Origin of the sequence: Mesorhizobium loti (assembly GCF_013170705.1) — a bacterium.
GTDB lineage: Bacteria > Pseudomonadota > Alphaproteobacteria > Rhizobiales > Rhizobiaceae > Mesorhizobium > Mesorhizobium loti_D.
On sequence record NZ_CP033334.1, the window covers coordinates 4785909 to 4806859 of the forward strand.

General features: G+C 61.4%; 23 protein-coding genes and 1 tRNA gene. 11 read left to right on the forward strand and 13 right to left on the reverse strand.

Translation table 11 applies throughout. The features are described 5' to 3' along the window. Positions 1–163 precede the first annotated feature (163 nt). Positions 164–598, forward strand: a complete 435-nt coding sequence (locus tag EB815_RS23380; protein ID WP_065005074.1) for a hypothetical protein — start codon at positions 164–166, stop codon at positions 596–598. Between the two features lie 67 nt (positions 599–665). Here the strand turns inward: EB815_RS23380 and EB815_RS23385 are convergent, their stop codons facing one another. From EB815_RS23385 to EB815_RS23395, 3 genes are all read right to left on the reverse strand, one after another. Beyond that, positions 666–971 (reverse strand): BA14K family protein, encoded by a 306-nt coding sequence (locus EB815_RS23385; protein WP_056566846.1) that lies wholly within the window; start codon positions 969–971, stop codon positions 666–668. Between the two features lie 222 nt (positions 972–1193). Continuing rightward, entirely contained in the window at positions 1194–1397 is a 204-nt protein-coding gene (locus tag EB815_RS23390; RefSeq protein ID WP_056566437.1) for a hypothetical protein, read from the reverse strand. Positions 1398–1556: 159 nt separating this feature from the next. Beyond that, a complete protein-coding gene (locus EB815_RS23395; protein WP_081294726.1) occupies positions 1557–1724 on the reverse strand; it encodes a hypothetical protein in 168 nt (55 codons plus the stop codon). A 134-nt stretch (positions 1725–1858) separates the two neighbouring features. Here EB815_RS23395 and EB815_RS23400 point away from each other — a divergent pair. Then, positions 1859–1934, forward strand: a tRNA-Thr gene (locus tag EB815_RS23400). A gap of 50 nt (positions 1935–1984) precedes the next feature. On the opposite strand, the gene EB815_RS23405 is transcribed toward EB815_RS23400, so the two are convergent. Both EB815_RS23405 and EB815_RS23410 read right to left on the reverse strand, forming a co-directional pair. Beyond that, a complete protein-coding gene (locus EB815_RS23405) occupies positions 1985–2554 on the reverse strand; it encodes a DUF2569 family protein (protein WP_056566440.1) in 570 nt (189 codons plus the stop codon). Between the two features lie 123 nt (positions 2555–2677). Beyond that, positions 2678–3292, reverse strand: coding sequence for a TetR/AcrR family transcriptional regulator (locus tag EB815_RS23410; protein ID WP_056566443.1), 615 nt, complete (start codon positions 3290–3292; stop codon positions 2678–2680). 90 nt (positions 3293–3382) lie between these two features. On the opposite strand from EB815_RS23410, the gene EB815_RS23415 reads away from it, so the two are divergent. The 5 genes from EB815_RS23415 to EB815_RS23435 are packed head-to-tail and all read left to right on the forward strand — an operon-like array spanning position 3383 to position 7963. Beyond that, the gene (locus tag EB815_RS23415) at positions 3383–4474 is read left to right on the forward strand and encodes a polyamine ABC transporter substrate-binding protein (RefSeq protein WP_056566447.1); all 1092 of its coding nucleotides are present in this window, start codon (positions 3383–3385) and stop codon (positions 4472–4474) included. Positions 4475–4487: 13 nt separating this feature from the next. Continuing rightward, a complete protein-coding gene (locus tag EB815_RS23420; protein WP_056566449.1) occupies positions 4488–5354 on the forward strand; it encodes an ABC transporter permease in 867 nt (288 codons plus the stop codon). 2 nt (positions 5355–5356) lie between these two features. Beyond that, positions 5357–6139 carry an ABC transporter permease gene (locus EB815_RS23425; protein WP_056566452.1) on the forward strand — a complete coding sequence of 261 codons (783 nt, stop codon included), beginning with the start codon at positions 5357–5359 and terminating at the stop codon, positions 6137–6139. After that, on the forward strand, positions 6136–7200 hold the full coding sequence (locus EB815_RS23430) for an ABC transporter ATP-binding protein (protein WP_056566456.1): 1065 nt from the start codon (positions 6136–6138) through the stop codon (positions 7198–7200). Before EB815_RS23425 ends, EB815_RS23430 begins: the two co-directional genes overlap by 4 nt. A 1-nt stretch (position 7201) precedes the next feature. Next, positions 7202–7963 carry an MBL fold metallo-hydrolase gene (locus EB815_RS23435; RefSeq protein WP_065005073.1) on the forward strand — a complete coding sequence of 254 codons (762 nt, stop codon included), beginning with the start codon at positions 7202–7204 and terminating at the stop codon, positions 7961–7963. Positions 7964–7968: 5 nt separating this feature from the next. Here EB815_RS23435 and EB815_RS23440 read toward each other — a convergent pair whose 3' ends face one another. From EB815_RS23440 to EB815_RS23455, 4 genes are all read right to left on the reverse strand, one after another. After that, positions 7969–8625, reverse strand: coding sequence for a TetR/AcrR family transcriptional regulator (locus tag EB815_RS23440; RefSeq protein WP_244493943.1), 657 nt, complete (start codon positions 8623–8625; stop codon positions 7969–7971). A gap of 133 nt (positions 8626–8758) precedes the next feature. Beyond that, positions 8759–10186, reverse strand: a complete 1428-nt coding sequence (locus EB815_RS23445) for an amidase (RefSeq protein WP_056566465.1) — start codon at positions 10184–10186, stop codon at positions 8759–8761. 94 nt (positions 10187–10280) lie between these two features. Next, positions 10281–11315, reverse strand: coding sequence for an extracellular solute-binding protein (locus EB815_RS23450; RefSeq protein WP_056566468.1), 1035 nt, complete (start codon positions 11313–11315; stop codon positions 10281–10283). Between the two features lie 287 nt (positions 11316–11602). Then, positions 11603–12790, reverse strand: a complete 1188-nt coding sequence (locus tag EB815_RS23455) for a hypothetical protein (protein ID WP_244493944.1) — start codon at positions 12788–12790, stop codon at positions 11603–11605. A gap of 17 nt (positions 12791–12807) precedes the next feature. Between EB815_RS23455 and EB815_RS23460 the strand changes: the two genes are divergently transcribed. Continuing rightward, entirely contained in the window at positions 12808–13686 is an 879-nt protein-coding gene (locus EB815_RS23460; protein ID WP_056566471.1) for a hypothetical protein, read from the forward strand. A 22-nt stretch (positions 13687–13708) separates the two neighbouring features. Then, complete coding sequence (glf, locus tag EB815_RS23465) at positions 13709–14893, forward strand: UDP-galactopyranose mutase (RefSeq protein ID WP_056566475.1); 1185 nt, start codon at positions 13709–13711, stop codon at positions 14891–14893. 33 nt (positions 14894–14926) lie between these two features. On the opposite strand, the gene EB815_RS23470 is transcribed toward glf, so the two are convergent. Both EB815_RS23470 and EB815_RS23475 read right to left on the reverse strand, forming a co-directional pair. Next, positions 14927–15898 carry an NAD-dependent epimerase/dehydratase family protein gene (locus EB815_RS23470; protein ID WP_056566854.1) on the reverse strand — a complete coding sequence of 324 codons (972 nt, stop codon included), beginning with the start codon at positions 15896–15898 and terminating at the stop codon, positions 14927–14929. A 221-nt stretch (positions 15899–16119) separates the two neighbouring features. Continuing rightward, the gene (locus EB815_RS23475) at positions 16120–16350 is read right to left on the reverse strand and encodes a hypothetical protein (protein WP_056566479.1); all 231 of its coding nucleotides are present in this window, start codon (positions 16348–16350) and stop codon (positions 16120–16122) included. Between the two features lie 303 nt (positions 16351–16653). Here EB815_RS23475 and EB815_RS23480 point away from each other — a divergent pair, with 303 nt between their 5' ends. Next, entirely contained in the window at positions 16654–17427 is a 774-nt protein-coding gene (locus EB815_RS23480) for an NAD kinase (protein ID WP_056566482.1), read from the forward strand. A gap of 192 nt (positions 17428–17619) precedes the next feature. Beyond that, positions 17620–19197 carry a DEAD/DEAH box helicase gene (locus EB815_RS23485; protein WP_056566485.1) on the forward strand — a complete coding sequence of 526 codons (1578 nt, stop codon included), beginning with the start codon at positions 17620–17622 and terminating at the stop codon, positions 19195–19197. Between the two features lie 157 nt (positions 19198–19354). Here EB815_RS23485 and EB815_RS23490 read toward each other — a convergent pair whose 3' ends face one another. Both EB815_RS23490 and EB815_RS23495 read right to left on the reverse strand, forming a co-directional pair. Then, positions 19355–19963 carry a hypothetical protein gene (locus EB815_RS23490; RefSeq protein ID WP_056566857.1) on the reverse strand — a complete coding sequence of 203 codons (609 nt, stop codon included), beginning with the start codon at positions 19961–19963 and terminating at the stop codon, positions 19355–19357. 242 nt (positions 19964–20205) lie between these two features. After that, positions 20206–20856 carry an OmpA family protein gene (locus tag EB815_RS23495; protein WP_056566487.1) on the reverse strand — a complete coding sequence of 217 codons (651 nt, stop codon included), beginning with the start codon at positions 20854–20856 and terminating at the stop codon, positions 20206–20208. Positions 20857–20951 lie beyond the last annotated feature (95 nt).

Genomic DNA, 20951 nt, shown 5'->3' on the forward strand with positions numbered 1-20951 from the left:
CATTCCTGGTCGCAGTCCGGTCCCCCGAGGTCCTGCTCGTCAAGGCCACTCTCCCCTCTGCTGGCGCTTGAATGGCCGACTGGACGTTCGCAAAATCGCTGGAAACCACCGGCAGCATGACGCCGCCTTGCCGCGGCGTTCGAATGCATGCGAAAGGGCACGGATGCGGAAAACGGTTCAGCTCGTGCTTACGGCTTCACTTTGCGGATGCGTAGCGGCGGCACCTCGACCTGATGCCGGCGGAGGCCAGCGGGTCGAACCCATTCCGATCCCGCTTGCCCTGGAGGAGATCATAACCACCGGCATCCGTCAGCGCTTGCCGGATCCTGCCTCCGCCAAGTTCGGAAGGATGCTTGCCGGCGAGCGGACGCTGAACGGCCGCAAGGAGATCGTCGTCTGCGGCTTCGTCAACGGCAAGGATCCCTCCGGCGGCTACGGCCGCGACCAAGCCTTCATTGCCAAGATCTACCCGGATTCGGGAAGCAGCTTCGAACTCGTCGCCATGGGCGACGCTTCGGAAACGAGGCATATTGTCGGCAGCACATGCAGCGCAGCCGGATTGCCAATGTCCGATTCCAGCTCGAAAACCCAACTGTAAGCATTTGTGAGCCAACGGAAAAAGGGGCTCCCGCGAGCCCCCTTTCTGTTGTTGAACAGTCCTCCCCTCAGAGCCGGCAGTAGTGACGATAGCCGTCGTAACCGACATAGGTGTCGGAGTCCGGATCGTAGCTGGAGTAACGATCGAAGCAGCGACGGACGTGCCAGGAACCGCCGTCTTCGTCGACATAGACGGTACGCGGCGGCTGCTGGGCGAGCAGGCTGCCCAGGACGAACCCGCCGACGCCGGCGGCGATGCCGATGCCGAGGTCGTGGTGATGCGAATGAGCCGCCGAAGGCTGAACGGTACCGACCAGCATGGTGGTGGCGGCGGTGGTGGCGATGAGGCCGGAAACGAGTGTGCGCTTGAACATGATGATCTCCTTGCTTCGTTGACCGAGGCGATCCATCCGCCTCTTGATCATCTGTCGTTGCCGCGCAGGAAAAGGTTCGAATCTTTTTTCGATTTTTTGCAGAGCCGGCCCGGTCGTACCCTCACCCGGTATCTCTCGTTTCGTCCCACGATCCGACGAAGGGCGCATCCAATGAAAAAGGGCGGCCGAAGCCGCCCTTGTGAGGAGAAGTGGGTCCCTCCATCAAAGGAAAATGATCACCTTGCCGTGCTTGTGGTGATGATGGTTGTGGTGCCACCACCAATGCTTCTTGAAGTGCTTCTTGTGGTGATGGTTGTGATGATGATTATGCATACCGTGAGCAGACGACGTGCCGACGGTGCCGGCAAGCGCGCCGGTGGCGACGAAAACGGCAACGAGGCCTGATGTCAGAGTGCGCTTGAACATGATGATCTCCCGGATCCTTGATCGAGGCGACCCATTCGCCTCCGAACCTCAGTCGGCGTGGCGCAGGAAAAGGTTCGAAGGTCGAGGAGATTTTTCGGTGAGGCGAAAGGAGTAGCGAGAGGCGGATCACACGAGGTCGCAGCCCGCCGTTGACTACCCTCACCCCATGCCCGTGATGTGACGCAGCCAGAAGGCGAGCGCGATAAAGCCGATGATCGTGGTCACGCCGGTCCAGTCGACATTGGCCTTCCTCACGTCGCTGATGAGCTTGACCAGCAGCATCCAGGCGATGACGACGATGGGGAGAATGATGACAAGCCTGATCATGCGACACTCCAGTCCGAAGCGATTGCACCTGGTGTCTATGTAGGAAGCGTCTTGGTGGATTTCAGCACGCTGCGGGTAACTGAAAATGGAGTTTTGTCTTTACTGACGCACGAAATATGCTAACGGGGCGCCATGCCCTTGTAGCTCAGCTGGTAGAGCAGCGGTTTTGTAAACCGAAGGTCGCGGGTTCGATTCCTGCCGGGGGCACCAGCTCTGACCGACGATTCCCCGAGCGTCCAAATCTTCCGAGCGCGGCCTCCCTAGGAGGCACCCACTGGATGGGCCGATACGTTCGTCCGGGTGAACGTATTCCGCACCCTGACGGACCTGTAGACATACGCGACCCAGATGCCTGTCAAAACAAACGAAACTATCGGTGCCGCCAGCGCATCGCCTGCGAGCACCTGGCTCACCGGAACACTCAGAATGGAGGCGATCCAGATCGTGTCCAGGACAAAGACGACAGGGATCGCAAGCCACTGAAGCAGAAACAATTGCGGAAAGCGATGGCTGCGCCGAAGCATCGACACAAGCACAACCAGCTGAAGCGCCAGAAATGCGAGGTTGAGGGCAACCTCGCCATACACCACCAGTGGCCCATTGGAGAGGGTCATGAGTTGCTGGTAGCCGTCGGCCGAATTGGCGAAGTCGGCCAGTGTGCGCAGCGGCGACAATGCCTGACCGATCGCCAGCAGCATCAGCCAACCGCCGAAGCCCACAAGAGCCTCAGGGTTCTGCGACGGCTTCACGGCTGATCGAACGGCAAAGAAAACAGGCACGCCGATCAACAGCAGCACGATCGCCCAATGCCAGATGGAAAACGCCCCCATCTACCTCTCCCCCTTTTTATACCCTCTCAAGTTGTATCAGATTTCAGTTTCAACTCAAGAGGCCTCGCATCGAGAGACGTTGGATGCCGAGACAAGGATTTCTCCTGTCTGCTGCTGACTCCCTTAAACCCCGATCGCCGCCACCAATATCCGGTTCTGCCGGCGTATCGCCGCGCGCAGTTCCGGTATCCTGGCCTCGTCGCGCTTCACGAATTCGATGAACATCATGTTCATGTTGTTGAAGATCAGTTCGCCCAGGGCTGCCCCGTCTATATCCTGCCGTACCAGGCCGATCTGCTGCAACCTGGCGATCAGCGCGCGGATCTGTTCGGTGAGCGAGCGGTCGAGCGCGGTATAGGCCTGGCCGAACGGGCTGTCAGGCAATTGCGTCGAGATCGCCATCGCCTGCCGCCACATCTCCTTGCTGAGATAGTGTAGCGAGTGCTCGATATAGATGCCGACCAGCGTGTCCAGCGCATCACCGACATTGGCCGGCGGCCGGGCGACGACGCCGCGCCCGGCATTGAGCACCTCGTTGACCTCCAGCGAGACGATGGCGCCGAGGATGTCGCCCTTGTTCTCATAGTAATTGTAGATCGTGCCGACGGAGACCTCGGCCTGGGCGGCGATTGCCTCGATCTTGGCACCCTCATAGCCGGCCTCGCGAAAGAGCGCCGCCGCCGCCTCGATGATGCGCCTGTGCCGGTCCGCCTTTTGCCTTGCCCGCAATCCGCTCATATCGCCTCTTGCCATAAAAACAGAATTGACTCAATTTTAGAATTGGTTCAATTTTTTGCAAGAAGCCACAAAGGCAAGGGAGAACACTCGATGTCCATCAAATCCGCAGCCGGGAATCCGCTGTCAGTCCTGAAGCGCCACTTGCACGCGGCATGCGCCGCCACGGCACTGCTGCTTGCCGCCGGCAGCCTCGCCGAGGCCGCAGATCTCAACGCGCTGATCTGGTGCGACCATTCCGATCCAGCGCTGCTGCAGCCCTTCGAGGAGGCCAACAATGTCAAGGTCAACGTCAAGGAATTCGAGGGCACCGGCGCCGGTCTGGCGATCGTCGAGCAGTCGCAGCCAGGCGACTGGGACGTGATGGTGATCGACAGCATCGACGTGCCGCGCGGTGTCGAAAAGGGTCTGTTCGAGCCACTGCCGGAAGACAAACTGCCCTTCGCCGACCTCTTCCCCCAGGTGAAGATGGACGGCTCCACAGTGGTGGGCGGCAAGCGTTACGGCATCACCGAAAAGTTCGGCTACAACACGATCGGCTTCAACAAGACCAAGGTCGATCCGGCCGACATGCAGTCCCTGGCATCGCTGACATCAGACAAATACAAGGGCAAGGTCGCCATCTATGACTATTACCTGCCCGTCATCGGCATGGCGGCGCTCGCCATCGGCAAGAAGACGGCTGACCTCACCGAAGCCGACCTGCCTGCCCTCAAGGAAGAGCTTCTCAAGATGAAGGCCAATGCCAAGCTGGTCGGCGAAGTGACCGCCAGCCAGACGGCACTCGCCACCGGCGAAGTCGATATTCTGGTCGGCGGCGGCGAATGGGTGACGGCGGGGCTGGCGAAGGAAAACCCGGCGCTGGATTTTTCGATCCCGAAAGAGGGCGCGGTGCTGTGGTCGCAGTCGCTGGCCATGTTCAAGGATTCCAAGAACAAGGACATGGCGCTGAAGTTCATCCAGTACATACTGAGCCCGGAAGGCCAGGCGCGGCTTGCCACTTCCTCCTGCTATTGGGGCATGCCGTCGAACACCAAGGCAGCGCTGACCGACGACCAGAAGAAGATCCTGCGTTTCGACGAGCAGCCGGGTTTCCTTGCCCGCGCCCAGTCCTATCCGGCGCCGAATGCCGAACTCGACAAGAAGATGCAGGATATGTGGACTGAAATGCTGCAGGCGAAGTGAGCGCCCGCCGCTGATGAGCTCCGCTGGAAACACCTGGCGTGGCCCGCCACGGGCGGGCCGTGCCTTGCCTTGGGCGCTGGTGACGCCGGCGCTTGGCTGGACGCTGCTGTTCTTCGTGCTGCCGTTCATCGCCATGGGCTTTTCCAGCCTCACGGCGCATGAGGGCGGCGGCTTCACACTTGTCAACTACAGCCAGTTCTTCACCAACCCGTCCTACTGGCAGGCGATGGTCAACTCGCTGCAGGTGACGGCGATCGTCACCGTGGTCTCGGTGCTGCTCGCCTATCCCTTCGCCTGGATCCTCGCCGAACAGGTGCCGGAACGCTGGCAGCGGCTGGCGCTGATGCTGGCCGTGCTGCCGTTCTGGACCTCCTATGTCGTGCGCTCCTATTCCTGGCTGCTGGTGCTGGCGCAGAACGGTGTCATCAACCGCGTGCTGACAGGTTCAGGTCTCACCTCCGAGCCACTGCAGCTGGCCAATACACGCCTGGCCACCGTCACCGGCTTCGTGCATTTCTTCGTCATGCTGTTGACGCTGACCATCTTCGCCAACCTCAAGCAACTCAGCCCGAGCTACCGCAAGGCGGCCGCCGATCTCGGCGCCGGGCCGGTGCGGACCTTCCTGCATGTCGTCCTGCCGCTGACCCTGCCCGGCATCATGGTCGGCGCCTTCCTCACCTTCGTCCTGTGCATCGGCGACTACATCACGCCGCAGATCCTCGGCGGCAACAATGAGCTTCTGATGCCGCAACTGGTGATGATGCAGATCGGCCGGCGCGGCGATTTTCCGCTGGCCTCGGCGCTGTCGATCATCCTGATGGCGGTGGTGAGCATCGCCTATCTTGCCTGCGCGCGCTGGCTGAAGATCGAGCGGGCGTGACCATGCGCCAGTTCGTCCGCGCCGTTTCCTGGGTCTATGCGCTTGCCGTCTACGGCTTCATCTTCCTGCCGGTTGTCGTGCTGGTGCTGTTCTCGCTGCAGTCGACCTCCTTCCCCATTCCGCCCTTCACCGGCCCGTCGCTGCGCTGGTACGACGCGGTGCTCTCCGACGCCCGGCTGACTTCGGCGCTGGTCAATTCGCTGATGGTTGCGGTGCTTTCCTCGGCCGCCGCCGTCACGCTGGGCTTCCTCTCGGCCTGGGGTTTCGCTCGCTTCGTGCTGCCGGGCTCGGGCCTGCTGCGCGGTCTGATCACGCTGCCGCTAACGGTCAGCTACCTCATCATCGGCATGGGCCTCCTGGTGCTGTTCAACTGGGCCGGCGTGCCGAAATCGCTACTGGCGGCCGGCATCGGCCATGTCGTGATCAACCTGCCGCTGTGCTTCGCCATCATCTACAGCCAGATGGGCGACCACCAGATCAACATCGAACGCGCCGCGCGCGATCTCGGCGCGCCGGAATGGAAGGTGTTGCTCCTCATCACCGTGCCGGTGATGGCGCCGGCCATCTTCGCCGGCTTCTTCCTGTCGATGACCTTCTCCTGGGATGAGTTCGTGATCTCCTTCCTGCTGACGCGCTTCGATACCACGCTGCCGGTGGAGATCTGGAACCTGTTGCGCTCCGGCCTCAACCCGAAAACCAACGCCGTCGGTTCGCTGGTCTTCGCCGTTTCCATCGTGCTGGTGGTGCTGTTCGAACTGACCCTGTTGCGGAGAAAGCCGGCATGAGCGCGCCCCTGGTCGACATCCGCAACGTCTCGCACCGTTTCGGGCAGCTGGCCGTACTGAAAGACATCTCGCTGCGGATCGAGCCCGGCAGCTACACGATCCTGCTCGGCCCGTCCGGCTCCGGCAAGACGACGCTGCTTTCTATCCTGGGCGGCTTCGTCACGCCCAGCGAGGGCAAGGTGTTCATCCGCGGCGCGGACTGCACCTCGACGCCGCCGGCCAGGCGCCCGACGACGACCGTGTTCCAGGACTACGCGCTGTTTCCGCATATGAGCGTCGGTGGCAATGTCGGGTTTGGGCTGCGCATGCAGGGCGTCGACGGCGCGACACGCGCCGCCCGGGCGCGCGAGGCGCTGGCGCTGGTCGGGCTGGGCTCCGCCTTCGACAAGAAACCGCACCAGCTTTCCGGCGGCCAGCGGCAGCGCGTGGCGCTGGCGCGTGCGCTGGTGATCGAGCCGGCGGTTCTGCTGCTCGACGAGCCGCTCGGTGCGCTCGACCTCAAACTGCGCCGGCAGATGCAGGACGAATTGAAAGCGATCCAGAAACGCGTCGGCACCGCGTTCATCCATGTCACCCACGACCAGGAGGAGGCGATGGCGCTGGCCGACCACTGCGTGGTGATGAACGATGGCCGCATCGAGGACGAAGGCCCGCCCGAGCGCGTCTATCACAGGCCGGCGACGCGCTTTTCGGCCACCTTCATGGGTGAAAGCACGATCCTTGCCGGCAAGGTGACGGACGCCAGGGACAGGACGATCACCGTCACGACGCCTGTCGGACCGGTTTTGGTGCCCGGCACTTTGCCCGCGGGTTCGGCCATTGCGCTGGCCATACGGCCGGAGCATCTCATTCTCGGCGGGGCCGCGGGTACCGCGGGTCTCGGCACGGCAAAAGTGAGCGACGTGGTCTTCCAGGGCAGTTTCAAGCGCGTGCTTGCCATTTCCGCCGAAGATCCCTCGCTGCAGTTCATCGCCAAGCTGCAAGCGTCAGCCACCGTTCAGCCCGGCGACACGGTTGCCGTTTCGTGCGATACCGACCAGATCATCGTTTTGGCGGACTGAAATGGGAAGTTTTCCGGCCATCGACGCCGCTGATTGGTACGAGACCATCCGCATGGCCGACGGCGTCACGCTGATCCACGAGCCATGGATCAAGCCGTTCTTCCGCTGCAACATCTGGCATGTGCGCGGCCGCGACCGTGACCTGCTGTTCGACACCGGTCTTGGCCATTTCAGCCTGCGCGCGCATGTGCCTTTGGTGAGCGAGCGCAAGCTGACCTGCGTCGCCAGCCACACGCATTTCGACCATATCGGCTGCCATCACGAATTTCCCGACCGCTGCGTGCACCGTGCCGAGGCGGAGATCCTCGCCGATCCGCGCAATGAATGGACAGTGGCTGACCGCTATGCGACCGACGATATGTTTGATCGATTGCCGCGGGGTTGGGAGTCGTCCCGCTACCGGATCCTGCCCGCCCCTGCCGACCGTCTGCTCTTACATGGCGATGTCGTCGATCTCGGCGACCGAGCCTTCGAGGTGATCCACACACCCGGCCATTCACCCGGAGGCATCGCGCTCTACGAGGAGAAGACCGGCATCCTGCTGTCCGGCGACATCGTCTATGATGGCCCGCTGATCGACGACGCCTACCACTCGGATGTCCCGGACTATGTGGCGACACTGCTCGCCATGCGCGACCTTGATGTCTCGGTCGTGCATGGCGGCCATTTTCCGAGCTTCGGCAAGGTGCGCTACCGCCAGCTTATAGACGAATACCTGGCGCGGAAGCGGCAGGCAGGCTGCCATCTGCGGCAGTCCCCGTAGTCAGATCAACGCATCAATTCGAAATGCCGTGGAAATGCCTGATGCAGCAGGAGCAGCATGGTCTTGCGCAGCACATCGGTGTCACGGCTGGAAGGGTTCAGATGATCCCAATACCACGCGCCGTGAACCAGATAATTCAGGCTCTCGGACAAGGTTTGTATGTCGACGCCGGCATAGCCGCCGCTGCGCGAAATCTCGACCAGCAGCTCGCGCGCTTCGGCGGTATAGGCCAGGTCGCTCGGCAGGCCGATCTCATTGTAAATCTGCATACTTTTACGGTCGCTGGAGAACACGACGAAGACAGAAACCCATTTCGGATGCTGCCGGGCGAAGCGCTGCGCGCAATCGACCGCGCCCAACAGCCGTTCAGCCGGTGACAGGCCGGGTGCCCGCACCAGCGTGACCCAGAGCGCGTCATACTGATCGCTGAGATACTGCAGCACCGCCCGGAACAGATTCTCCTTGCTGCGGAAATGAAAGACGACCAGCGCATTGGACGAGCCGACATGTTCGGCGATGCGCTGCATGGTGACGCTCGCCAGGCCCTCCTCCGCGATGAGCTCGATGGTGGCGTCGATGATGCGCTGCACACTCGCTTCGCCACGCTCGCGCCGACGGTCCCTGGGCGGCGCCGCATCGTTTGCCGCGCCCTTCGTTGCCACAGCCTTACGTTTCTCCGGCTTTGCCGTTGGCTTGCGTTGCGCCATTTCGTCAGGCCTTTCGGACCGGCGGCGGAACTATCCCGCCGCATAAGTTACTTCGGCATATGGCACGCCGGCTCATCGCGGAAATCGCTCAAAGCGCCGGCCGTGTCCGCGCGTTTCCATACCATTGGCCCTGCGCCGTTTCATAGGCCAACCCTGCCCGGAAGACATCGGCATCGCTATAGGTGCGGCCGATGATCTGAATGCCGGTCGGCACGCCATTGGCGGCGCGGCCCGACGGTATGGTCAGGACCGGGCAGCGGCTCAGCATGTTGAACGGCGTCGTCATCACCCATCCCAGCGAGGGGTTCACCTCTTTGCCGTTGATCTCGACCTTGTCACTGGTCTGGTCGAACTCCGCCGGCACCGCGGGAAGCGCGTTCGTCGGGCAGATCAGCACGTCGTAGGTCTCGAGCAACGGACCAAGCGTCTGGTACATCCGTGCCGCCACATCGAGGGTCGCGACAAACTCCGTGGCCTTGGATTTCTGCCCGTCCTCTGCGAACTGCCTGGCATAGCTGGTCATGTCCTTACCGTGCTTCTTGAGCAGTTGCGACAGGGAGGCCCCGAACAGGTGCTCGAGATAAGCGATGCCGGCCTTGAGCACTTCATCACCCCACCCGAGATCGACCTCCTCGACCGTGGCACCCAGCGCGCGGAACACATCGCAGGCGGCAAGCGTATTCTTCCGCACGTCGGGATGGACTTCAAAGGAACCGAGATCCATCGAAAAAGCGATCTTCCAGCCCTTGATCGGCTTGTAGTCGAGCGGCAGGCGCAGTTTGGGACGCAGCGTGGCGATGTCGAGGGGGCTTGGTCCGGCCATGACATTCTGCAGCAGGATCGCATCCCTGACGTTTCGCGCCAGCGGCCCGGTGTGGCAATAGAAATCGAGGTTGAAGGGCGGCTCGTCCGGATTGCGGCCGTAAGGCGGTTTGAAGCCGACAAGACCGCAGGCCGAGGCGGGAATGCGGATGGACCCGGCGATGTCAGAGCCGGTGGCGATCGCCGATGTGCCGGAAGCGAGCGTTGCAGCCGAACCGCCTGAGGAGCCGCCCGGCGTGAAGTCGCGATTCCATGGATTGCGGGTGACACCCCACCGCTTCGACCAAGTATAGCCGGCGCAGCTGAATTCCGGTGTCGCCGTGCGGGCATGGACGATGCCGCCAGCCTTCATGATGCGTTCGTTCATGGTCGAGGTGTGGCCACCAATGGCATCCTTCGACAGCAGCGAGCCGTGCGAGGTCGGCTTGCCCTTGATGTAGCTCTCGTCCTTGATGCCGATGGGCAGCCCTTCGAGCGCGCCGGTCCTGGCGCCCTTTGCGTATTTCGCCTCGGCCTTGGCGGCCAGCTCCATTGCTTCCTCGAAATGCGTGAAGGTGTGGCAGTTGATCGCCGATCTGGTGGCTTCGGCACGACTGATGGTGGCCCGCATCAATTCGACGGGCGACAGTTTCTTCGCCTTGAACAGCCGCAGCGCCTCATTGGCCGGCATGTAGCAAAGGTCGAGATCGGACATCGGAAGTCTCCCGCGATCGTGAGATCGCACTTGGCATGAAGGGTTGCCGGACCGCGCATCGCGGTCCGGTGGCTGTTCGTTGGTGTTGGCGGCGCTATTTCTGGAGGTCGGTCCAAATCTTCGTGTAGAGCGCCTGCACATCCGGTGGACAGGCCGGCATGAACTGGCCCTTGGCGGCGAATTCAGCCGGAATTGCCACTTCGGGCGCCGTCTTCATGTCATCCGGCATGAAAGCCTCGGAGCCCTTGATGCCGTTGGCATAGCGGGCGAAAGCCGAAATCATCGCGGCATTCTTCGGGTCCATGATGAAGTTCTGGAAGAGCTTGGCGTTCTCGACATTCCTGGCGTCCTTGAGGACGGCTACATTGTCCATCCAGATCGGGAAACCTTCCTTGGGATAGCCGTAGACGATCTTGGCGTTCTCGAGCCGCTCGCGCAGCGATATGCCGTTCCAGTTGACGCCGGCGGCAATGTCGCCCCTGCCCAGGCCGTCGACAGCCGCATAGTCCAGCGACAGCCACTTCGCCTTTGCCTCGACCAGCTTGTCGTGCACCTTCTTCAGCACCTGCATGTCGTCGGTGCAGTATTTGCCGCCCTCGTAGGCGATGGCGAGAAACATGATGTCACCCATTTCGGGCACGACATTGATCTTGCCGACGAGCTCAGGCGGCGGGTCGAGGAAGATCGCTGACGTGTTCGGGTCGCCGGCATAGACCGACTTGTTCACCGAAATGCCTGTCGTGCCCCACTGCCATGGGACTGTGTATTTGCGGCCCGGATCGAAGGGCACATCGACCCATCGCGGATCGACATTCTTGAAGTTCTCCATCTTGTTGGGATCGGTTTCCATCAGCAGACCTTCGCTGATCCAGATCGGCACGACACTGGCTGACGGCACCACGATGTCATAGCCGGATGCGCCCTGGCGGACCTTGGCCAATGCGGTGTCGTTGGAATCGTAGTCCGTTACGGTGACCTTGATCTTGTAGGTCTCCTCGAACTTCTTGATGAGGTCCGGACTGGTGTAGTTGCCCCAGTTGTAGATGTTGAGTTCGCCATCGGCGCGGGCCGCGCCTGTCGCGGCAAGCAGCGACAGCCCCAGCGCCGCCGCGGTCAGTTTCCAGTTCATGCTAGTGCTCCCATTGTTGGGACCGGCCGCGTTGCCGCCTCGGTCCGTCTCCTGCTGATGAACAAGCCTGGCGATGCCATTCAGCCCATGGCGAGCCGACCGGCAGTCAAAATTCCCCTCTTCGCGGCCATTCACTGCGGATGCCAGCTGGCCAACTTGGTCGTTGGCCTGAAGCTAGATTATAACTAACTATACAGTCAATATCTTTACACCGGCATTGCCGTGTCGCTGTCCGTCACCCGCCACGGTTCTACACAGTGAGCAGCGGATGAAGGCCGCGCGGGGCTTCAGCCATCCCTGCTGGCGGGAAGTGAAATCCGATAGTCCGGACCGCGATTCCTTGGCTTGCGCCACGGTCTCAGACGGTCCTTCAATCTCGTTTGGACAACCGGCTTCTCGTAAAGCGGAGCCGGCAGGCCGGCGAGCGCATAATAGTCGTCAAGGATGCTGGTCTGCAGCAGACGCTGCTCCTGGGTGAAGAAGCTGAAATGCGCGGCGACCAGATCGCCGAAAACCTTTCCCGGCCGATCGAGCTTCGTCGGCAAGGTCGCTGACAGCCATTCCTCCTCGTCATTTCCCGGCGGGAAGAAAAGCTCGCCGGTCTCCAGGATATCCGACCCGAAAAAACCGATCGCATTGATCGAGAAGCGTCCCAGTCTGATTTCCCGGTCAGGCACACGGAAATCACCCAGCCGGTTCGTCCGGACAGCCTCGATGAAGACCGGATGAAGCGCCTCTGGAAAGCTTGCATGAGCCCAGGAATAGGGACACATCGCCTGGCAGGTGAGCGGTCCCTCGATCAGAACCCTGGAAAGATTCTTGATCAAGCTGTTGCAGACCGCGTTGTTGATGATGAGCGGCGCATACCAGAGGGCCGCTCCCTTTTCCGCCAGGGCCCGCGCCTTGAACCTGGGAAGGAAGCCCTCCTCCAGAAAGACCACATCGTCGTCGAGGCGCAGATAGAGAGCGTCGGCGTCGTCACAGAAGCGAAAGAATCTGCCGATGACATCGATGCTGCCGTCGGCGCTCGGAACCGTCTTTATCTTGCAGCGGGGATCGCTGGCAGCCAATCGCTGGAGATAGGCCCGATCGGCTTCGTTGCGGCAATTGTCCCACAGATGCCATTCGTGCACCTCAGGACTTTTCAGAACATGGTGGCTGAGCAGGCATAGGTACTTCTCGCGGCCTGCCGGGGTCACAACAATCAGCTTCATGAGGTCCTGCCAGCAATGGTCGCTTGTCCTGGTCGGCCAGCGACCCATGGCAAGCCTAAAGCAAGTCCTGGAAAAGTGTGAAACGGTTTTCCGCGCAGGCCTGAGCGATAGAGAGGTTCGACGCTTCGACGAGCCGAGAAGCACGGCGCAAGACATCCGTCTGCACAATGCCAGACGAGAATCCCTCCATTCGTGGCTCTTCGCATTCATCCGGCTTTGGTGTAGGGGCTCGCCATGACAGTAGCAGAGACCAAGGCACAAACGCCGATTCCGGGCCCATGACAAACGCAGCCTGCCGCAATCTCGTCGTCGTCAGGGCCGATGACAACTCTCTTCATCGCGGATGGGGGGCGGACGATCCTCGCTGTGAATTCGATTTGATAGTCAGCTACTACGGCAGCGATCCGTCAGCGTTTCGTCTGCCTTGTGAAAACCGTGTCGATTACAAGGGCGGAAAATGGGACGGCATACACGCTCTGTTCGCAGAGCGGCCCGAACTGCTGGATCACTACCGATATATCTGGTTCCCGGACGACGATATCGAGGCCGACCGGGCGACCATCGAAGCTTTGTTCGTCAATATGCGCCGGTTCGACCTGCACGTCGGCCAGCCAGCACTGACGCTGGATAGCTATTACACCCACCTGCCGTTTCTTCGCTGCAAGAGTTTCGAATTTCGCCTGGTCGACAAGATCGAGGTCATGGCTCCCTGCATAAGGTCCGACATCGTGGCCAAGATGCTACCGCTTTTCGAACACTCCATGGGGGGTTTCGGTCTCGACTCCTTGTGGACGCGGCTTGCCGTACGAAACCTTGGAACATCCGCCGTATTCGACGCCTTACCTGTCCGCCACACGCGGCCAGTTGGAGTTCACTTGGCTACCACGATGCTCGGGTCCGGCCACACGGCGGAGTCGGAACTCCGCCAACTCGGGTTGCGATATGGATTTGGCGAGTTCTTTCCCCTGTCTTACGAGGCCGTTGATCTCAAAGGCAGGCGTTGGCGATCGCGGCCGATTATCGGCTTGCGCATGGTGGCTGACTATGTTCTGGGCCGAAGAGCCTTTCGTCAGCTGCACAAGTGGAAAAGGCGACTTTGGCACCTGCTGCGCAGGCAGTATTCCAGGCCGGTCGAACTGTCTCAGATCAAACTCTAACCATAAGTCGGCAGATCCGGGAATGGACAAGAACCTGCTCAGCGAAGCCGACATTCTCATTGTCGGCGCGGGCTTTTATGGCGCGACGCTCGCCGAGCGCATCGCCACGCAACTCGGCCGGCGCGTGCTGGTGATCGACCGGCGCCGGCACATCGGCGGCAATGCCTACACCGAGGAGGATCCCGCCACCGGCGTCGAGATCCACCGCTACGGGCCGCATCTGTTCCACACATCCAATGAAGAGGTCTGGAATTACCTGCGCGGCTTCACCGGCTTCACGGCCTATCGCCATCGCGCATTTTCGACCTATCGCGACAAGGTCTATCCGCTGCCCATCAACCTTGCCACGATCTGCCAGTTCTTCGGCAAGCGGCTGAGCCCGGACGAGGCGCGCGGCATGATCACCGGACAGGCGGCGGAGCTTGGCGATCGCCCGCCGGCCAATCTCGAGGAGAAGGCGATCTCGCTGGTCGGCCGTCCGCTCTACGAGGCTTTCATCAAGGGCTACACCGCCAAGCAATGGCAGACGGATCCGCGCGAACTGCCGGCGCAGATCATCGCCCGTCTGCCGGTCCGCTACACGTTCGAGGATGGCTACTTCAACGACCGTTTCCAGGGCCAACCGGTGGATGGCTATACGGCGATCTTCGAAAAGATGCTCGCGCATGAGCTCATCGAAACACGGCTTGGCGTCGATTTTTTCGATATCAAACCCTTGCTGCCGAAAGACCTGCCGGTCGTCTACACCGGTCCGATCGACCGTTATTTCGACTATTCGGAGGGCGAGCTCGGCTGGCGGACCATCGACATCGATCTCGAGGTCATGGACACGCCGGATCATCAGGGCACGGCGATCATGAACTATGCCGACGAAACCGTGCCCTACACCCGCGTGGTCGAATTCCGGCATTTCAATCCGGAACGTCAGCACAAGAGCGACAAGACACTCATCGGCCGCGAGTATTCCCGTTTTGCCGGCCGCGCCGACGAGCCCTACTATCCGATCGATACACGCCGGGATCAGGCGGTTTACCGTCGCTATCTCGAACGGGCGGCCGCCGAGAAAAACCTGCATCTGGGCGGACGGTTGGGCACCTACCGGTATCTCGACATGCACCAGGCGATCGGCGCGGCCTTGAAGGCTTTCGAAACCGTGCTTGAACCCTACTTTACCGGCAAGCTCGATTCTGTCTCGCGGTCGCCATGACGGGTCTGGCCTGACTCGTAAAAAATCAGCCGCTCAGGCTGATGCCACCGATCTCCCGTCGGTCGCAAGCTGCCGGCGGAACCATTCGAAGGTGCGCTGGATCCCCTCCTGGTAGCCGGTTTTTGCCTCCCAATCGGGAAGCACCTGTCTTGCCATCGTCAGGTCAGGGCACCGGTTTGTCGGATCCTGCGGGAGAGGCGGATGGTGTTCGATGCGGCTGCCCGGAACAAGCGAACTGACGAATTTCGCGGTCTCGAGAACCGAGACCTCGCGATTGTTGCCGATGTTCAAGGGGCCCCGATGCGAGATGCCGTCGCGCCAGAAGAACCGCTCCAACCCATCGACGATATCGTCGATGTAGCCCCAGCTGCGCGATTGCGAGCCATCGCCATAGACGGTCAGGATTCCCGTGGTCAGGGCTTGGCTGACAAAATTCGAAACGGCGCGGCCGTCATCGATACGCGTTCGCGGCCCATAGGTGTTGAACAGCCTGACGACGCGCAAGTCGAGGCCGCTGACGCGTTGCTCTTCGAACAGCAGCGCCTCGGTGCAGCGCTTGCTCTCGTCATAGGAGGCCCGCGGCCCGGTACAGTCCACGGATCCTCGATAGGTCTCCGGCTGCGGCGAGACCAGAGGATCGCCATAGACTTCCGAAGTCGAGGTGAAGCAGAAGCGACCGCCGGGCTTGAGCAGCGACAGAAGATTGAGCGCGCCGCCTATGTTGGCCCTGATCGTGCGCGCCGGCTCGCGCATGTACCACACAGGCGAAGCTGGTGACGCCAGATGGATGATCTCGTCGAAATGCTGGCTGGCGGTGAAGCTCTCGGCATCGGCGATCCGCAGGCTGAACCGCGGGTCCGAGACATGGGCAATGTTGTCTTGCAATCCGGTCCACAGATTGTCGACGACAACAAGCGTTTCCAGATCATCGCGCCGCAACAGCCGATCGACAAGATGGGAGCCAATGAAGCCGCAGCCACCAGAAACCAACACGCTGCGTGGCATGCGCATTCCCTCCAGAAACTCTTCGTTCAACGTCCCGGTAGGCCCGTTTCCCAAAGAGTATGGGAACCTGTCCTATCCAGATCCGAAGGACTTCTAGCAGTGCTTCCATCGATGCCGCAATTGCAACGATCAAACTGTTTCGCGCCGGCCGCGGGCCGGTTGTCCGAGGATGAGACCATCACCGGATATATAGTGCGGATGGGTAAACGTATTTTCGCGGGCTACAGTGCCTTTTGCGGGCAAGGCATTCCCGCGGCATCGCCGCAGCGCGACGCCGCGGGCTGTGGCCTGATGCTCAATTCTTCGGACCGGCGCACAAGCTCGGCGAAGACCAGCGCGAAGCTACCCAGCATGACAAAGACGATGATCAGGCGTGTTACCGGCAATATGTCGGCCTCGTCTGGCTGGTGCGTGCCCCCGAAGACCGGAATCGTCCAGGAGATCTTGCGCACAAAACAAAAGTGCCACAGCGCCCCTCTTGGTCTCCCGAAGGATACAGCGATGCTGCGGGCGCCCCACGCCACCCATGCCGGCTAACATGATCGATCGGGCTTTACGAGAGCTTAAGCCCCCTCTTAACCATCACATTCGCTCAAGCCATGACATGAAGCGCGACCTGCCGGTGCGGGCGATGCCGTCGCGGCATGGTCTTGCCGGCCGGCACGATGGCTCCCTTTGCAGACCCGCCCGCACCATGCTACCCCGGCGCTGCGCGGCCAGACCCGCCGCCGCCAATCGGTCGCGATCGGGGAGCCATGAGCACAGCCGCCAACAGCATCGCCTTCGTCTCGTCCGACACAGCAGACGCCAAGGCGGCGCTGGAGAGCCTGTCGGCGCGTTATGGCCAATGTCCCGTCGCGGATGCCGGGGTTGTCGTGGCTCTGGGCGGCGACGGCTTCCTGCTGCAGACCCTGCGCGACACGATGGGGACGGGGAAGAAAGTCTACGGCATGAACCGTGGCACCATCGGTTTCCTGATGAACGAGTATCGTTCCGGCGGCCTCACCGAACGCATCGCGGCCGCCGTCGCCGAGACGATCCGCCCGCTGGAGATGCAAGCCGTCACCTCGGAGGGTGAAACGGTTTCCGCACTGGCGATCAACGAGGTGGCGCTTTGGCGCCAGTCCTACCAGACCGCCAAGATTCGCATCACCATCGATGAGCAGATACGGCTTGAAGAGCTGAACTGCGATGGCGTGATGATCGCGACGCCGGCCGGATCGACCGCCTACAATCTTTCCGCGCATGGGCCGATCCTGCCGCTCGACGCCCCACTGCTGGCGCTCACGCCAGTCAGCCCGTTTCGCCCGCGCCGCTGGCGTGGCGCATTGCTCTCCAACAAGGCGACCGTACGCTTCGACATTCTGGAGCCGGAAAAGCGACCGGTGAACGCCGCCGCCGACCATACGGAGGTCAAGGCGGTGACCTCCGTAACGGTTCGCGAGTCGCCGACAGCAACGGCAACATTGCTGTTCGATCCCAATCATTCCTGGAACGAGCGCATCCTGGCCGAACAGTTCCGTTACTGAGCCGGCACACAGACAGGCGGCCGTATTAGGCATAGCGATTAAGGTTACAAGTTCACAATCGCGCCAATCCCGCCCGTTTCTGTTGACAAATCGCGGACTTGCGCCTAATCGCAATGCCAATCTTGCAAGCGCGTGGCGCTTGCCGCGACGAATAACGTTGCGCCTCCCCGAACCAGCCAAAGACAACAACACTTGTCCTCAGACACCACGATCGCTCAAGAAGCGTTGACCTTTTCAGACCTCGGCCTGTCGCCGAAGGTGCTTTCCGCAGTTACCGATGCCGGCTACACGCAGCCGACTCCGATCCAGGCCGGTGCCATCCCGCACGCCCTGCTCGGCAAGGACGTGCTGGGCATAGCCCAGACCGGCACCGGCAAAACCGCCTCCTTTGTGCTGCCGATGCTGACTCGGCTGGAAAAAGGCCGCGCCCGCGCCCGTATGCCGCGCACCCTGATCCTGGAGCCGACGCGTGAGCTTGCCGCGCAGGTCGAGGAAAACTTCGTCAAATACGGCAAGAATCACAAGCTTAACATCGCGCTTCTGATCGGCGGCGTATCGTTCGACGAACAGGACAAGAAACTGGAGCGTGGCGCCGACGTGCTGATCGCGACCCCCGGCCGCCTGCTCGACCACCGCGAACGCGGAAAGCTTTTGCTCAATGGCGTCGAGATCCTCGTCATCGACGAGGCCGACCGCATGCTGGACATGGGGTTCATTCCCGATATCGAGCGGATCTGCGAAATGATCCCGTTCACCCGGCAGACGCTGTTCTTCTCGGCGACCATGCCGCCTGAGATCACCAAGCTGACGGAAAAATTCCTCCACGCACCGGTGCGTGTCGAGGTTTCCAAGGCTGCGTCCGCCGCCACCAACATTATCCAGCGGCTGGTCAAATCCGGCTCCAAGCCGTGGGACAAGCGCGAGACGTTGCGCAACCTGATACGGGCCGAGGACGCGGAGCTGAAGAACGCCATCATCTTCTGCAACCGCAAGGTCGAGGTGTCGGAACTGTTCCGCTCGCTGCTGAAGTATGATTTCGATGCTGGCGCCCTGCATGGCGACATGGACCAGCGTGCCCGTATGCAGATGCTGGCCAATTTCCGTGACGGCAAGCTTCGCTATCTCGTGGCTTCGGACGTCGCCGCGCGCGGACTCGACATCCCCGATGTCAGCCACGTCTTCAACTATGACGTGCCGATCCATGCCGAGGACTATGTCCACCGTATCGGCCGCACGGGCCGCGCCGGGCGCTCCGGCAAATCCTTCACCATCGCGACCAAGTCCGACACCAAGTATATCGACGCCATCGAACGGCTTATCGGCAACAAGATCGAGTGGCATGACGGTGACCTGTCGACCGTGGTCGCCAGCGAGGGTGAAGACGATGCGCCGCGCCGGGGCAAAGGCGCGCCGCGCCGCGCTGGCCGCAAGGACGATGATCGCAAGGACAGGGGCGAGCGCAAGAAGGGCGGCGAACGCCGCGCCAGACATGGCGAGGAAGATACCCCTCCGGTAATCGCACAGCAGGAACAGCCCGATGTGGCTGAGACGCCTGTCGCCGATATCGGCGAACGGCGCGCGCGCAAGGATGCAATCCGCTCGGAAAATGGCGAGCGCAAGGGCTCCGCGGATCGCGCGCCGGAACGAGGCGATACCAGGCCGCAGCGCGATGGCAACCGCCCTGCCCGCCACCGGCAGGAAGACAACGACGCGACCGTGGGCTTCGGCGACGACATGCCGGCCTTCATGCGCATCGTCGCCAAGGTATAATCCGGACCGCTTTCGAGGGCAGGCCGGCCAGCCGGCATGCCCTCCCGACGAACTCAAAAAATGCATCGGCTCCCAGCCTGGACGACACGCTTCATGCATGTCGCTCTGCTGAAACCGGCGCCACTCCTGGATGCCCAGGGTTGGCTTGCCTCGCCCGTTACATTGGCCCAGGCATCATCTTGGTCGGTTTCTCCAGCATCGGAAACTCGGCCTTGTTGCATTTCACGTTCGGGTTCGTCGGACTGAACATGCCGTTCGGATTATCCCTGAACAGCCAGGCGTGAAGATCGTAGTGGACGAACTCCCTCGGGATGAGCGGATAGTGTCCCTCCATCGGTCCCATGAAGGTCTGGCCAAACAGCTTCGGCGGCTCTTTGATATCCGGCGTCAAAGGCACCAGCCATTCCACGCCGACCAATTTCAGACCCTTCTTGGTCGGCTCGTAGATCAGGACGTTGGGCTTCATCGGGTCGAGTTTCTGGCCGACACTTGGGACGTTGACGAAATGGATGCCCATGGCCCCTTTCGGATAAAACATCGCGCCGGATATCTTTTCGCCGGCATAGTAAACGCACCCGACGGTCGACAGATAGAGGTCGCGGACAGCCGCGGTGTAGTCTTCATACTTGGCCAACGATTTCTTCAACGCTTCGATGTCGGCCTTGTTGGCTTCTTCGGCCTGGGCCGTGGCAGCGTCGAACGATACGCCGAGAAGGCCGGCCAAAACGAGGACGCCGCAACGCCCAAGGCGAGCTTTTCTTGTCATGCATTCCTCCCAGATATTCATCTGGCCGTGCAAGACCGAGGCGGGAAAATGTTTGATTGCGCGGCCAAGCTGTACCGCCTCATCCCCTCTGGAACAGCAATGATGCTATTCCTTTCCAAGCCCGTGGGAAAGCCGTTATTTAGAGCTAGCTAATTCTCTGGCGCGCCAGCCTGAAGAGCACCGAAGTGCCTCAAACAAAAACGGCCCCCGTGGGGGCCGTTTCGCATTCGCTTGCCGAACGATCAGGTGAGCGGCGACAGCTGGATCTCGACGCGCCGGTTCTGGGCGCGGCCTTCGGCCGTCGCGTTGGACGCGATCGGACGCGTCTTGCCGAAGCCGGTAACGGCGAAGCGGCGCTGATCGACTCCCTGCCCGGACAGATAGTTGGCAACCGCCAGCGCACGGCGCTGCGACAGATCGAAATTGTGCTGCTCACCGCCCGTCGAATCGGTATGGCCAAAGACATCGACGGTCGTCTGGCGGAACTTCTTCAGCACCAGTGCGACGGAATTCAGCACCGGATAGAAGCCGGGCTTCACCGCATCCTGATCTACATTGAAGGTGATGTCGGACGGCATGTTGAGGATGATCTGGTCGCCGCTGCGGGTGACGCTGACGCCGGTGCCCTGGAGCTGCCGGCGCAATTCCGCCTCGTTCTGATCCATTGTCGCGCCGATGGCGCCACCGGCCAGCGCACCGATGCCAGCGCCAATCAGCGCGTTGCGGCGGTCATTGCCGCCGGCAAGCAGACCGAGGCTCGCGCCTGCGAGGGCGCCGAGACCGGCACCGGCGGCCGTGTTGGAAATCTTCTGGTCGCCCGTATACGGATCGGTGGTGGTGCAGGCGCTCACGAGCAAAGCCGTCGCCATGACGACGAGCACGGTCTTCTTCATAAATGGTCCCTCTCCAAGTCGCGCCTTTTTCGACGGCGCCAAATCAGCCCTTCCCGCGACTTGTAACATAAATTGCGGCGAAAAGCGGAACAGGA

Excerpts from the sequence above, each read along its gene's own strand:
- EB815_RS23490 (WP_056566857.1), bottom strand. The coding sequence starts at position 19,963 with ATGACAAGAAAAGCTCGCCTTGGGCGTTGCGGCGTCCTCGTTTTGGCC.
- glf (WP_056566475.1), top strand. The coding sequence starts at position 13,709 with ATGGACAAGAACCTGCTCAGCGAAGCCGACATTCTCATTGTCGGCGCG.
- EB815_RS23430 (WP_056566456.1), top strand. The coding sequence starts at position 6,136 with ATGAGCGCGCCCCTGGTCGACATCCGCAACGTCTCGCACCGTTTCGGG.
- EB815_RS23425 (WP_056566452.1), top strand. The coding sequence starts at position 5,357 with ATGCGCCAGTTCGTCCGCGCCGTTTCCTGGGTCTATGCGCTTGCCGTC.
- EB815_RS23470 (WP_056566854.1), bottom strand. The coding sequence starts at position 15,898 with ATGCCACGCAGCGTGTTGGTTTCTGGTGGCTGCGGCTTCATTGGCTCC.
- EB815_RS23380 (WP_065005074.1), top strand. The coding sequence starts at position 164 with ATGCGGAAAACGGTTCAGCTCGTGCTTACGGCTTCACTTTGCGGATGC.
- EB815_RS23435 (WP_065005073.1), top strand. The coding sequence starts at position 7,202 with ATGGGAAGTTTTCCGGCCATCGACGCCGCTGATTGGTACGAGACCATC.
- EB815_RS23395 (WP_081294726.1), bottom strand. The coding sequence starts at position 1,724 with ATGATCAGGCTTGTCATCATTCTCCCCATCGTCGTCATCGCCTGGATG.
- EB815_RS23390 (WP_056566437.1), bottom strand. The coding sequence starts at position 1,397 with ATGTTCAAGCGCACTCTGACATCAGGCCTCGTTGCCGTTTTCGTCGCC.
- EB815_RS23495 (WP_056566487.1), bottom strand. The coding sequence starts at position 20,856 with ATGAAGAAGACCGTGCTCGTCGTCATGGCGACGGCTTTGCTCGTGAGC.
- EB815_RS23385 (WP_056566846.1), bottom strand. The coding sequence starts at position 971 with ATGTTCAAGCGCACACTCGTTTCCGGCCTCATCGCCACCACCGCCGCC.
- EB815_RS23460 (WP_056566471.1), top strand. The coding sequence starts at position 12,808 with ATGACAAACGCAGCCTGCCGCAATCTCGTCGTCGTCAGGGCCGATGAC.
- EB815_RS23410 (WP_056566443.1), bottom strand. The coding sequence starts at position 3,292 with ATGAGCGGATTGCGGGCAAGGCAAAAGGCGGACCGGCACAGGCGCATC.
- EB815_RS23445 (WP_056566465.1), bottom strand. The coding sequence starts at position 10,186 with ATGTCCGATCTCGACCTTTGCTACATGCCGGCCAATGAGGCGCTGCGG.
- EB815_RS23405 (WP_056566440.1), bottom strand. The coding sequence starts at position 2,554 with ATGGGGGCGTTTTCCATCTGGCATTGGGCGATCGTGCTGCTGTTGATC.
- EB815_RS23480 (WP_056566482.1), top strand. The coding sequence starts at position 16,654 with ATGAGCACAGCCGCCAACAGCATCGCCTTCGTCTCGTCCGACACAGCA.
- EB815_RS23415 (WP_056566447.1), top strand. The coding sequence starts at position 3,383 with ATGTCCATCAAATCCGCAGCCGGGAATCCGCTGTCAGTCCTGAAGCGC.
- EB815_RS23420 (WP_056566449.1), top strand. The coding sequence starts at position 4,488 with ATGAGCTCCGCTGGAAACACCTGGCGTGGCCCGCCACGGGCGGGCCGT.
- EB815_RS23450 (WP_056566468.1), bottom strand. The coding sequence starts at position 11,315 with ATGAACTGGAAACTGACCGCGGCGGCGCTGGGGCTGTCGCTGCTTGCC.